Here is a 13,366-nt window from a genome sequence, read left to right as displayed (position 1 = left end):
TATGAAAAAGCTACACAAAATATATTTACCATTGGTAGTGCTCGTTTTGTCAATGGGCGCTTGTAAAAAAGAATATCTGAGTACAGATCCAACCAATCTGGTCGACAATAGTGCTGTATTTACCACCACAACAAATGCAATGACTGCGCTAAATGGAATCCACAGATCTCTGTACATGCAATACTCCAGACAGGAGGAAGGTGGACAAGGTTCTGTGAACCTGAGCATGGATTATATGGGTAATGACCTGATCAATACGGTAAGTACAACCGCTTACGGTGTTCATAAGTGGATCACTCACAGAAGTGCAAATACGCTGAATAACGCTTATATCTATACTTTCTATTATAGAATCGTCCAGAATGCCAATATGATTATTGACAATATTGATGCTGCGGAAGGGCCTGATGCGGATAAGAAACTGATTAAAGGAGAAGCTTTGACTTATCGTGCCTGGGCACACTTTGTACTGGTACAGGTTTTTGGAAAGCGTTATGATAAAGGTGCTTCCAACACCCAGGCTGGAGTGCCCCTGATGATCAATTCTGTACTTGACGGAGGAAAACCAAGAGCGTCTGTGGAAGAGATCTACGCACAGGTGAATAAAGACCTTGATGCGGCAATTGGCTTGCTTGCAGGTGCAAGTGCCAGGCCTACAAAATCACACATAAATCTTAATGTCGCTAAGGGAATTAAAGCAAGGGTTGCGTTAACTCAAGGGCTATGGGCCGTTGCAGCGCAGCATGCTACTGAGGCCAGAACAGGATTAAACCTGATGAGTAACGCGGATTACCGGGCTGGTTTCAATAATATTGAGAATACAGAGTGGATGTGGGGCAGCAAACAGGTAGAAGATCAGACTACTTATTTTTATTCCTTCTTTGCATATATGGGAACTTATAGCTCCAGCGCAAACAGGACAAACCCAAAACGAATCAACTCTGCATTGTACAATAAAATTGAGGACACGGATGTGCGTAAACTACTCTGGGATCCAACAGGAAACAATAAAGACTTCCCTGTGCCGAGTGGGGGTAGCAGATCAACCTACATGCAACGTAAATTCACTAATGCGGGTACGACCAGTATCGGAGATGTAGTGAACATGAGGGTAGCTGAAATGTACCTGATTGAAGCGGAAGCAAAAGCGCATCTGGCGGTAGAAGGAAACGCCGCTGAGAATATAAATGCACAGAATGCATTGTTTACACTGGCAAAAAACCGCAACCCATCTTATGTGTTGTCAACAAATACAGGTACGGCATTACTGGAAGAAATCCTGATCCAGAGAAGAGTTGAACTCTGGGGAGAAGGTTTTGGTTTCTTTGATTTGAAGCGTTTGAATTTGCCGGTCGACAGAACGGGAGGAAATGCAACACTTGCCTTGTCGGGAGTTTTATCTGTTCCTGCAGGCGGACTGGAATGGCAATGGTCTATTCCACAGGCGGAAATTGATTCCAATCCGGCAATAGGTCCGGGCGGACAAAACCCGTAATTCTAATAAAAACTTTAAGACAAAAGGCAGCCTGTTATTCATCAGGCTGCCTTTTGTGTGTATAGATTTTCTTTCTATTTAACGCGCAATTTTCCACCTTTTGTGCGACCACAGCCAATAGGCGGGTTGTGCGGTAATGGTTTCCTGAAGCTTATCGGCAAAACACCTGGTAATCTGCTGTTCCCGGGTTTGTCTGGCGGAATCCGTAATGAGAGAAAAGCCTACTTCCCAGCAGCTATCCGGTTTTCTTTTTATATCAATATAAACCACCACTGCATCGGTAGCTATAGAGAGTTTCTCGGCTCCGTTGAACATGTTGGTCGACTGATGAAGGAAATCGAATTTGGTTTCTTCATTTATTCCGGGAAACTGGTCTGCAATAAAAATGGACATTTGGGGCTGACCTTTCTGTTTCAACAGATGCCTCAATGCCTGATTTGCCGGGATTAGCCGCATCCCAAACCGGGTTCTGATGTGATGAATAAGCTTGCCCATCACAGGGTTACTGAGCGGCTTATAAATGGCATTGACAGGAAAAGGCAGATAAGCTGGCAGGATATTCAGGTATTCCCAATTTCCATAATGCCCCAGAACGGCAACAATATTCCGCTTTTGCTGATAGTACTCCAGGATCATTTCTACATTGGTCACTTCTACTTTCTTAAGCAGCTGTGTGCTGCTGATGGAAAATAGTTTAGTGGTTTCTATAACCATAGCAGATAAATGCCGGTAAAATTCTTTTGAGATCTGTTGAATCTCTCCATATGATTTTGTAGGTAATGCCCGCGACAGATTTTGCAGGACCACACTATACCGGTATCTGAAAACACGGTAGGAAAAGAAATAAAGTACTTTGCCTATGGTGCCATTTGAAACCGATAAGGGAAGCAATCCAAGCAGGTAAACGGGAAAATAAACGGATAGAAAGGAGAAGTCATATATGACTTTTTTCAGGGGATTATTCTTCACAGGGTTCATGAATGATTTTCAGGAAGTAAGCGATTAAAACAATAAGGAGAACGGTTGCAATCAGCAGGACGCTGATCAACCAGAAATATGGATTTGAAGTAAGTGTAGTCATAATTTTTAATCGTACCATGGGGTTTTGATATAAGAAGGCTTTTGTTTTCTTCCATAAGAAAGAACAGGCGCCAAATTAACCTGGCGATGCTGGTTACAGAAAAGAAATTGACCAGCAGTGGAAATCTGTCCACGAATGGGTGGTTTGGCAGGACTTAGCCGGACTTGTTTTTCATCATACAGGGATAAAGATCTTTACACTGTGACAACCTGATTTGACCTTACCCCTACGTCAGCTGAAAATAAATTTTGATGAGCCGATCGGTTATGTTTTTTGTTTAGCTAAAATATTTAGTATTTTAGCTTTGTTGTTAATAATATTAGCATAACTTTGTAGTCGTCTAAAAAAAATGTCTGCTGATAAACACATCATTCACATGGACCAGGATGCTTTTTTTGTATCTGTAGAGGTTCGGAAGGATTCCAGTTTAATTGGAAAACCGGTAATTATTGGCGGAACTTCCGATCGGGGTGTAGTCGCATCCTGCAGCTATGAAGCGCGGCAGTATGGCATCCATTCCGCAATGAGCTCCCGGATGGCGAAAATGCTTTGCCCTCATGCGGTATTCATTAAAGGCAATATGGACGCCTATTCGGAAGCTTCTTTTGAAGTTACTGCGATTTTGAAAGAAAGGGTGCCCTTACTGGAAAAAGCAAGCATAGATGAACATTATATCGACATGACGGGGATGGACCGTTTTCACAATACCTTACAATATGTGAAGGAATTACGGGCCACGGTGATTAAAGAAACAGGATTGCCGATTTCTTTCGGTCTGTCTGTTAACAAGACGGTTTCTAAAATGGCAACAAATGAATGCAAGCCAAACGGGGAGTCGAATATAGAACAACCCGAAGTCCGCGACTTCCTGAACCCGCTGTCCATCCGGAAAATTCCAGGCCTGGGCGAGAAAACCTTTATCAAGCTCAGTGATATGGGAATTAAGAAAATATACACCCTCGCGCAGATTCATCCTGATCAGATGAACAGTATCCTTGGTAAAAACGGTTTGTCATTGCTGCAAAAGGCGAAGGGCATTGACCATTCTCCGGTAATTCCTTATCAGGAACAAAAAAGTATCGGTACCCAGTGTACTTTTAAAGCGGATAGTATCGATGTGGAGACGATCAATAACCTGCTCACCTCTATGGTTATGGATCTGGCCTTTGACCTCCGGCAGAAAAAGAAGCTGACTGCCTGCATCACGATTACCATCCGTTATTCCAATTTTGAAGATGTAACCAAACAGGTGGCGATTGCTTATACCGCTCTCGATCGGACGCTGATTCTTAAAACAAAAGAACTATTCCGTCAGGTGTATCAGAAACGGATGCTGCTGCGCCTGGTTGGGGTACGGTTTTCCAATCTGGTGGCAGGACATGAGCAGATCGATTTATATAGTGAATCTCAGGAACAATACAGCTTGTACCAGGCCCTGGATAAGATTCGTAACCGTTTCGGGGATCAGGCAATTAAGCTGGCTTCCACCATGAACTTAGACTTATAGCTCATGTACCTCAATGTTCATTCTCAATATAGCCTGCGCTATGGTACGATGTCCATTCCCGAACTGATTGGAAAAGCCCTGGACCTGGGAATTACCCAAATGGTACTCACAGACATCAACAATTCTACAGGAGTGATGGAATTTATGAGGGCCTGTGATGCGAAAGGGATCAAGCCTATCGGTGGAATAGAATTCAGGCGGAATAAAAAGTTATTGTATATCGGTATCGCCAGAAATAAGGAAGGGATGAAGGAACTGAATGATTTTCTTACCCTGCATAACCTGTCGCAAACAAAATTGCCGGATATCGCTCCGGCGATGCAACACGCTTATCTGGTATATCCCTTTGGGTATTCCGGAGCACTGAAAGACAATGAATACCTGGGGATTCGCTTTGATGAACTTTCTCAGTTGTACCATCGGGACCTGAAAGCAATAAAGGACAAACTTCTGGTGCTGCAACCGGTATTTGTAGCGGATAAACTTGGCTATCGTTTACATGAATACCTGAGGGGAATTGATCTGAATACCTTGTTGACGATGGTTGGTCCGGAGGATAAATGTAAAGACACCGATAGCTTCCTGCCTCAGGGAGAGCTGGAACGCCGCTTTGATAAATATGCGTTTATCCTGGACAATACCCGGAACCTGATGAATACCTGTGTGATGGATTATCAGAAAGGAAAGGTTAAGCGAAACCGGCAAACTTTTACCGGAAACAGGGACGAAGACAAGGAGTTATTATACCAGCTGGCGATGAAGGGCCTGACAGAGCGTTATGGAAAGGATCATAAGATTGCTTTAAAGCGGGTGAAGGAGGAGCTTAGGGTCATTGACGAGCTGAACTTCTGTGCGTACTTTCTGATCACCTGGGACATCATCAGCTATTCGATGAAAAAAGGATACTATCATGTTGGAAGAGGATCGGGAGCGAACAGTACCGTCGCTTATTGTCTGCGGATTACTGATGTAGATCCCATCGAACTGAACCTCTACTTTGAACGTTTCCTCAATGAACAGCGGACTTCAGCACCGGATTTTGATATCGATTATTCCTGGGATGAAAGGGAAGATGTGCAGCGTTATATATTTGAACGTTACGGCAAAGCACATACTGCTTTACTGGGAACCATGTCGACCTTCAAAGACCGGAGTGTGATCCGGGAAATCGGTAAAGTGATGGGGCTGCCTAAGTCAGAAATAGACAGCTTTACCGACCGGACAAAGGAGGTTGAAAATAAAAATAATCCCACTTTTAAGAAAATTATGGCCGCTTATGCATTGATGGAGGATAGGCCAAATCAGCGCTCCATTCATGCCGGAGGGGTGCTGATCTCTGAAGAACCGATTACCTATTATACGGCTTTGGACTTGCCGCCAAAAGGGATGCCTACAGTACAATGGGATATGTATGAGGCGGAGAAAATCGGATTCGATAAATACGATATTTTAAGTCAGCGGGGAATCGGACACATTAAAGAAGCAGTACGGTTGGTAGAGGAAAACCTGCAACGAAAGGTGGATGTGCATCAGGTAGGGGAACTGATGAAAGACCCGACACTGAATGCCAGGCTGCATTCCGGAAATACCATTGGTTGTTTTTATATCGAATCGCCGGCAATGCGCCAGTTGCTGACCAAACTGGGTTGCGATAATTACCTGACGCTGGTGGCAGCGAGTTCTATCATACGTCCGGGAGTGGCACAGTCGGGAATGATGAAAGCTTATATTCAGAGTTATCATGACCCTGAAAATGTAAAATATTTACATCCGGTAATGAAAGAAATGCTGGAAGATACTTTTGGCGTGATGGTTTATCAGGAAGATGTGATTAAGGTCTGTATTCATTATGCAGGTATGGACGGCACTGATGCAGATATTCTGAGAAGAGGGATGAGTGGGAAATATCGTTCCAGTGTGGAATTCGACCGGCTGATAGAGAAATTCTTTGAAGGTGCAAAAGCATTGGGTAGGGCGGAAGAAACAACCAGGGAGGTCTGGCGACAGGTATCTTCTTTTGCCGGATATAGTTTCTCCAAAGCACATTCGGCAAGTTTTGCAGTAGAAAGCTACCAGAGCCTGTACCTGAAAACCTATTTCCCACGAGAATTTATGGTGGCTGTACTCAACAATTACGGAGGTTTTTATTCCCGCTGGTTATATGTGCATGAATTGAAAAAGGCAGGGGCGGAGGTTCAGCTTCCCTGTGTGAACAGCAGTAAACAGGTGGTTTCTATCCAAGGAATAACCGCACATCTTGGCCTGATTGGCATCCAGGGACTGGAGTCTAAATTTATAGAACTGATTCCTGAAGAACGGAAAAGGAATGGGGAATACCGTAGCCTGGAAGATCTGATCAGACGTACCGGAATGGGACTGGAACAGGTCATCATCCTGATTCGTGTGGGCGCATTGCGGTTTACGGGGAGAAGTAAAAAAGAACTGCTCTGGGATGTGCACATGTTATTAGGCAAAAAAAACAAACCCCTGAATGATACGGAATTATTTAAGGTGGAAGCAAAACATTATAAATTGCCGGAGCTCATCAATACCAGACTGGAAGATGCTTATCATGAGCTGGAGTTATTGGGTTTCCCCCTCAGTCTTTCTATGTTTGACCTGCTGAAGACCGGGTATAGGGGCGATGTATATAGCTCAGAACTGATCAGTCATGTAGGAAAAACAGTAAAAATGGTAGGCCATTACGTCTGTGAAAAAACGGTACGTACAAAAAATAATAAGAAGATGTGGTTTGGCACATTCATCGATGCAGAAGGAAACTTTTTTGATACTACTCATTTTCCTGATTCTACTCCGGTTTATCCGTTCAGAGGAACAGGCTGTTACCTGATTCTTGGAAAGGTGGTGGAAGATTTTGGCTTTCCAGGTGTAGAAGTGATTCGTTTTGCCAAACTGCCTATTGCAGACAATCCGGTAATGTCATAATGAGGTAGCCTGATTTCTGCAATGGAAGAATTTTATTACTTTTGTCAAAAAAAGCTAATTCTATAAAGACCATAGTCATGTAATACGATTAAAATAAATAACGAATCCTCTTCCTCATTTTATGGCGAAGGGGCAGGTCTTATCTATTATTTTAATTTTCATATCATGAGTATTTCACAAAAATATGGTCGTACTTATCACTATCCCTTTTCTCCGGGAACTACCAGTGACGACAGAATACAACATCAATATTGGGAGCAACTGGAAAAAATTCCTGCACTGATACATACGGAGAAGCTGGATGGTGAAAACAACTGTCTTTCCAGATATGGCGTCTTTGCCCGCTCTCACGCCGCAGCAACAACCTCCCCCTGGACAGAAAGTCTGCGGAGGTTCTGGCAGCTGATCAGGAATGACCTGGGAACCTTAGAAATTTTTCTGGAGAATTTATATGCCATCCATTCTCTGGAATACCGGGCGCTGGATCATCATTTTTATGTTTTTGGCATCAGACAGGAGGATCAATGGCTCAGCTGGGAGGAAACGAAGTTTTATGCCGGTATGCTGGACTTACCCACTGTACCGGTAATCGGGACTTTTAAACCTGCTACAGACCAGTCTTCCTTTGAAAAGGAAGTTTTGCAGCTGGCATCAGGAAGGGGGCAATTTGACCCGTATGATACCTGTAGCGGTGGCTTGGCTACAATGGAAGGTATTGTTACCCGGAATTCGGGAAGTTACCCGGTAGCAGAATTTTCAAACAATGTATTTAAATATGTAAGAAAGGGGCATGTTAAAACGGACCAGCACTGGACACGCAGCTGGAAACGTGCCCCACTGAATAATGAAGGAGGTATCTATGTGGACCATCAGTAAGAACAAGTCCTGGCCGGAATTGGAAAAACAGTTCGACTGGGTGAGAGCTATGGAAGAAGTTCCTCAGGATGAAATCTATCATGCCGAAGGTAATGTGGCCATACATACACAAATGGTATTGGCTGCCCTGGAAAATGAAGCCGGGTATCAGCAACTAGGAGATCAGGAAAAAGAGATCCTGTGGGCATCGGCATTGCTGCATGATGTAGAGAAATACAGCACGACCGTAATTGAAGCAGATGGCAGCATCAGCTCAAAAGGGCATGCCCGAAAGGGGGCGATGACAGCCAGGCAATTGCTCTACCGGACACTTTCCACTCCTTTTAATATCCGGGAGCAGATTGTGGCGCTGGTCAGGTATCATGGATTGCCTATATGGCTTTTTGAAAAACCAGATCCGCTAAAAGCATTGATCATGGCAAGTATGGAAGTCAATACCGAGTGGCTGGCATTGTTGGCCAGAGCCGATATGCTAGGACGTATTTGTAAAGATCAGGAGGCAATGCTTTACCGGATTGATTGCTTTGAAGAATTTTGCAGGGAGCAGGGATGCTGGGGAACCGCAAGGTCCTTTGTTTCTGATGAAGCCCGGATGTATTATTTACAAAAGGAAAATGCCTATCCGGATTATGTCCCTTTTGATGAGCCATTGGCGGAAGTTGTACTGATGAGTGGACTACCCGGAGCTGGAAAGGATACTTTTATTAAAAAGAATTTTCCGGAGATGGAAGTGATCTCATTGGATGCCATTCGCCAGGAATGGGGAATCAAACCAACGGATAAAGCGGGGAATGGCCGCGTCATCCAGGAAGCTAAAGAGAGGGCAAGAATATTATTGCGTAAGCAAAAAGCTTTTGTCTGGAATGCCACAAATACAACCAGTCAGATGAGAATGCAGTTGATTGATCTTTTCAGTACCTATAAAGCCAGGGTAAGGATCGTTTATATAGAAACGCCCTATGATAATTTATACCGTCAGAACAGCGGACGTGAGGCTGTTGTTCCGGGGCAGGTACTGGAGAAGCTCATCAATAAACTGGAGATTCCTGCAGCATGGGAAGCGCATTCTGTTTCTTATCACTATTCTTAAGGACTTTTAATCTTAGCTGAAGGAACGCTGTTCCTTCAGCTTTTTAAGAATGATTTTCTTTGAGCTTATTGATAAAACCTCTTGGGGTTTCCCCATATTGTTTTCTGAATTCCCTGCTGAAGTATTTGGGATCATTAAATCCAATCAGGTAAGAAATCTCGGATATGGTATATACATTTTGCTCTAAAAGCTGGGCTGCCTTTTTTAAACGGATGGACTTGATAAAATCGTTTACAGAAAGGTCGGTTATCGCCCTGATTTTTTTGTACAGGACAGGCTGACTCATTCCGATTTCCGAAGCCAGATCCGGAACCCCAAAGCTTTGATCAGCCATGTTTTCCTCTATATATTTCAGTACCCTGGAAATGAAAGCCTGGTCGGTTGAACCGATCACTACATTTTGTGGTTGAAGGGTAACCTGTTGCCCATATCTGCGGCGCATTGCTGCTCTGGAGTTGATCAGATTCCTGATGTTAAGTTCCAGCAGTGCGGTACTGAATGGCTTCGTAATATAGGCATCAGCTCCGGTTTCCATGCCGCTTACCTGATGAATGTGGGTAGATCTGGCAGTTAGCAAGATCACCGGAATATGACTGGTCCGCTCGTCCTCTTTTAATTTTCTACACAATTCCAGTCCATCCATTACCGGCATCATGATGTCACATATCACCAGATCCGGAAGGGTTTCTATGGCCTTTTCCCAGCCTTTTAATCCATCTTCACTTTCTTCTATCTGATATTGATTGTTCAACAGGGAGGAAATGAGCGTTCTGATCTCCGGGTTATCTTCTACAATCAGGATGGTTTCAGAAGGCGTGTTTGGTGTTGAGGTTTCAACCGCGGCTGAAGGTAACCTCACCGGAGCCGGGAAATGGTTTTCTGAAGGGAGTTCATAAGCTATGGCTTCCATCAGTTCGGCGGGTTTAAAATGCGCCTTTCCTTTCTTAAGGGTAACGGTGAAACAGGTATCACCCGCCTTTTCGGCGGTGGCGGGATGGCTTTGGATTTCGATTTTTCCATAGTGCGAGCTGACGATACTTTTGGAAAGTGCGAGGCCTATTCCGGAACCGATATGACTGGATCCATGTTCATCAACCTGAAAGAAGTCACTAAACAGTTTATTCTGACTTTCATAGGGGATGCCTTTTCCGTTATCCAGCACTTTAATCTCTGCAAAATCAGTGAATTCCTGGATGGAAAGTGTGATTTTTCCTTCGTCAGGGGTGAATTTAAAGGCATTGCTCAGTAGATTAAACAATACCTTTTCCAGTTGGTCCTTATCAAAATACAGGGTGATGGATTCTTGCTGGCATTCAAAATTGTAATGGATATTCCGGTGTAAAGCCATCTGACTGAAAGCGAGAAAAATTTCTTTGCTGAAAGTCACGATATCACCTTCATGAACGTTTAATTTCATATGACCGGCTTCCATCTTCCTGAAATCCATCAATTCGGTAATCAGCCGCATTAAACGGTCTGCATTGTTCTTTATGGGAATCACCTGTCTGTTGAGTTCTATATTATCCTGAGTGCTCTTCAGCAGATTTTCCAGCGGCCCCAGTATAAGGGTTAAAGGAGTGCGGATTTCATGAGAGATATTGGTAAAAAAGCTGAGCTTCATCTGTTGTAGGTCTACGGAACGTTTCAGGACTGCACGGATAACCAGATAACGGATGGTAAGGAAGAGGATTGCCGCGAATATCAGCAGATATATGCAATATGCCCACCAACTGGCCCAGATCGGAGGCTTGATCCTGATTTCTATCTTTACGGGTGCCGCACCAGCAATGCCATCGTTATTGACCCCTTTGACCAGGAAGGTATATTGACCGGAAGGTAGGTTGGAATAAGTCGCACTGGGTTCGTTGGTATAGTTCCAGTCTTTGTCATAATCACTTAGTTTATAAGCGTACCTGTTTTTGTCCGATTTGATATAATTTAAAAGAGCAAAACCAATGGTGAAGTGATTCTGATCATAAGCAAAGGTGATTCTTTTACTGCTGATCAGATCTTCTTTCAACAGCTGATCAGGGCCATTTACGGCTACCGGACGATTAAATAGTTTTAATCCGGTAAAAACAACCGGACTTGGGTTGCGGTTAACCGCTATCTGTTCCGCATAAAAGGAGGTCAGGCCGTTATAACCGCCAAAGAAAAGTTCTCCCTTACTGTCTTTGAAATAGGACCTGACATTAAAATCATTTCCGGCAAGCCCGTCGCTCTTGGTATAAATCTGGAATTTTCCGGTCCGGGGATCTAGCTTTGATAAGCCATTATCAGTGCTGATCCATAAGTTATGGGCATCGTCTTCAATGATCCCGAGCACATTATTATTGGATAAACCTTCTTTTTCGGTATAGGTTTTAAACTTTTTAGTTCGGGGATTATATATGCTCAGTCCGCCGAAATATGTTCCTATACCTAAATCTCCTGCTGCGGTCTGAATGATGCAATTGATGTAATCGGATTGAAGTTTATCCCGGTTGTTCTTGTCTTTCAGGAAATAACGAAACTCCTTTGTGTCAGGATTGTACACATGCAGTCCTCCCTGTGTACCAATCCAAAGATTCTGCTCCCGGTCTTCAAACAGAAACTGGATGCGTTTGTTCTGCAGCTTCTTTTCAAGAGGACTTTTAACCGTTGTTGCTGCGGGTACCCCGTCTGTCATCTTCAGGAGGTTCAGCCCGGAGTAAGAACCAACCCAGATGTTGCGGGCACGATCTTCACAAATGGCAATGATCTCTGCGGTACTGATGGTCTGGTTATCGTCCTTCACATTAACTACAGACCTGAATGTTCCTGTTGTGGGGTTGAAAAGGTTTAATCCGCCATGGTGTGTACCTATTAGCAGGTTCCCGTTTCTGTCTTTGCAAATGGTCTTGATCAGGTTGGAAGTCAGTCCCTGTTTATGGTTCAGGCTGATCTTATAATAGGTATAGGTATGGTCGTTCCTGTTGTAATAATTCAGGCCACCGCCTTCGGTACCAATCCACAAATTGTTCCGCTGATCTTCGACAATAGAGCTGACAATATTACTGCTGATGCTGGGCCGCAATTTGCTGTTTTTATAAGCATGAAATGCAGTGGGGAAGGGATGCACGATATTCACGCCCCCATAAAAAGTTCCAATCCAGATGCTGTTGTTCCGGTCCTGAAAAATGCTGTGTATGGAATTATGGCTCAGGCTTTCTTTTAATTCCGGATCATGCCGGTAATTGATGAATTTCCTGGTTCTGGGATCAAAAATACTCAATCCCTCCTGTGTACCGATCCACAACATCCCTTTCCGATCCGGCATAACCTCACGAATATCGTTATGAACCAGCGAATTACTGTTTTTACTATGCTGATAGACGGAAAACGAAGTGTCGGCAGGATGGAAGAGGTTGAGCCCATTGTCGGTTCCGATCCATAGGTTCTGTTCGGCGTCCCTGGCCAGACTGGTGATATAGTTTGAACTCAGGCTTCCCGTTTTTCGCTGGTCATGCCGGTAGATATGATAATGGCCATTTTTGATATTCATCCTGATCAGGCCATCGCTGGTTGCCAACCAGATATGATTATTGTTATCGCTTAAGGTAGCGTAAATGCTATTGATTCCCCGGTTTGTAGAGACATCTTTAAACAGGAAAGTTTTGAATTCATTCTTTTTACGGTCACTGAGCAGGTTGACACCACGTAAAGTACCAATCCATAAGTTTTTTTGCGTATCCTGATAAATGTGCTCAATGGCATTGCTGCTGATGCTGTTTTTAACTTTAGGATTGGCCGTGATCTGTATAAAGGCATCATTTTTTGAATCGTATCTGTTCAGCCCCTTAACTGTTCCTACCCAGAGTACACCTTCATGATCGGTCAGTATGGATGTAATCTCATCGCTGGAAATACTTTTAGGGTCGTTGGGATTATTTTTATAAACCTTAAACTCGTATCCGTCATACCTGTTTAATCCATGTTTGGTACCAAACCATACAAATTGCTGATGGTCCTGCGTAATGGCCATGACGGAGTTTTGCGAGAGTCCGTTTTCCAGCGATAGGTTGCTGAAACGAATGTCCTGCTGCGCGTAGGTGATGACCTGTAAAAAAATAAGAAAGGAAAGCAATGGTAAACTAAAGCTCCTTTTAATGAATCTCATATTTTGTTCCCCCCCTACAGGATTTTAATATTGGTTTAGCTGAGCCATGAATATCCGATTATTCATCCTTATTATCTACGAAATATTGTTGAATTGTTGCTAAAGGGCCTTTTTTTTGATTTTTCTACCTTTTCTTTTAGAATATTCATCTTTTTCAAAGAAATAATCCTACAGCTTTGGTACGGCGAAAATTACCAATTGCCATCAACTAACCAACCAATCAATCAACTAAC

The 13,366-nt window shown here is 43.6% G+C and carries 8 protein-coding genes; 5 read left to right on the top strand and 3 right to left on the bottom strand.

What is annotated here, in order from left to right; all coding sequences use genetic code 11:
* Position 1 precedes the first annotated feature (1 nt).
* Complete coding sequence (locus BFS30_RS03045) at positions 2 to 1,495, top strand: RagB/SusD family nutrient uptake outer membrane protein (protein ID WP_069377922.1); 1,494 nt, start codon at positions 2 to 4, stop codon at positions 1,493 to 1,495.
* A gap of 78 nt (positions 1,496 to 1,573) precedes the next feature.
* On the opposite strand, the gene BFS30_RS03040 is transcribed toward BFS30_RS03045, so the two are convergent.
* Both BFS30_RS03040 and BFS30_RS27680 read right to left on the bottom strand, forming a co-directional pair.
* The gene (locus BFS30_RS03040; RefSeq protein ID WP_167353122.1) at positions 1,574 to 2,464 is read right to left on the bottom strand and encodes a lysophospholipid acyltransferase family protein; all 891 of its coding nucleotides are present in this window, start codon (positions 2,462 to 2,464) and stop codon (positions 1,574 to 1,576) included.
* On the bottom strand, positions 2,454 to 2,594 hold the full coding sequence (locus BFS30_RS27680) for a hypothetical protein (protein ID WP_157262866.1): 141 nt from the start codon (positions 2,592 to 2,594) through the stop codon (positions 2,454 to 2,456). The genes BFS30_RS03040 and BFS30_RS27680 overlap by 11 nt, the downstream gene beginning before the upstream one ends.
* Positions 2,595 to 2,925: 331 nt before the next feature.
* On the opposite strand from BFS30_RS27680, the gene dinB reads away from it, so the two are divergent.
* From dinB to BFS30_RS03020, 4 genes are all read left to right on the top strand, one after another.
* The gene (gene dinB / locus BFS30_RS03035) at positions 2,926 to 4,083 is read left to right on the top strand and encodes a DNA polymerase IV (RefSeq protein ID WP_069377921.1); all 1,158 of its coding nucleotides are present in this window, start codon (positions 2,926 to 2,928) and stop codon (positions 4,081 to 4,083) included.
* A 3-nt stretch (positions 4,084 to 4,086) separates the two neighbouring features.
* Entirely contained in the window at positions 4,087 to 7,029 is a 2,943-nt protein-coding gene (locus BFS30_RS03030) for a DNA polymerase III subunit alpha (protein WP_069377920.1), read from the top strand.
* A 165-nt stretch (positions 7,030 to 7,194) separates the two neighbouring features.
* Positions 7,195 to 7,905, top strand: coding sequence for an RNA ligase family protein (locus BFS30_RS03025; protein WP_069377919.1), 711 nt, complete (start codon positions 7,195 to 7,197; stop codon positions 7,903 to 7,905).
* Positions 7,874 to 8,995, top strand: coding sequence for an AAA family ATPase (locus tag BFS30_RS03020; protein WP_237028702.1), 1,122 nt, complete (start codon positions 7,874 to 7,876; stop codon positions 8,993 to 8,995). Before BFS30_RS03025 ends, BFS30_RS03020 begins: the two co-directional genes overlap by 32 nt.
* A gap of 43 nt (positions 8,996 to 9,038) precedes the next feature.
* Here BFS30_RS03020 and BFS30_RS03015 read toward each other — a convergent pair whose 3' ends face one another.
* Positions 9,039 to 13,133 carry a hybrid sensor histidine kinase/response regulator transcription factor gene (locus BFS30_RS03015; protein ID WP_069377917.1) on the bottom strand — a complete coding sequence of 1,365 codons (4,095 nt, stop codon included), beginning with the start codon at positions 13,131 to 13,133 and terminating at the stop codon, positions 9,039 to 9,041.
* Positions 13,134 to 13,366: the final 233 nt, after the last annotated feature.

The sequence above is a fragment of the Pedobacter steynii genome (assembly GCF_001721645.1).
Lineage (GTDB): Bacteria > Bacteroidota > Bacteroidia > Sphingobacteriales > Sphingobacteriaceae > Pedobacter > Pedobacter steynii_A.
The sequence above is the reverse complement of the archived record's forward strand: the minus strand, read 5'-3'. Positions and strand labels throughout refer to the sequence as shown.

Excerpts from the sequence above, each read along its gene's own strand:
- BFS30_RS03045 (WP_069377922.1), top strand. The coding sequence starts at position 2 with ATGAAAAAGCTACACAAAATATATTTACCATTGGTAGTGCTCGTTTTG.
- BFS30_RS27680 (WP_157262866.1), bottom strand. The coding sequence starts at position 2,594 with ATGGTACGATTAAAAATTATGACTACACTTACTTCAAATCCATATTTC.
- dinB (WP_069377921.1), top strand. The coding sequence starts at position 2,926 with ATGTCTGCTGATAAACACATCATTCACATGGACCAGGATGCTTTTTTT.
- BFS30_RS03030 (WP_069377920.1), top strand. The coding sequence starts at position 4,087 with ATGTACCTCAATGTTCATTCTCAATATAGCCTGCGCTATGGTACGATG.
- BFS30_RS03025 (WP_069377919.1), top strand. The coding sequence starts at position 7,195 with ATGAGTATTTCACAAAAATATGGTCGTACTTATCACTATCCCTTTTCT.
- BFS30_RS03020 (WP_237028702.1), top strand. The coding sequence starts at position 7,874 with ATGAAGGAGGTATCTATGTGGACCATCAGTAAGAACAAGTCCTGGCCG.
- BFS30_RS03015 (WP_069377917.1), bottom strand. The coding sequence starts at position 13,133 with ATGAGATTCATTAAAAGGAGCTTTAGTTTACCATTGCTTTCCTTTCTT.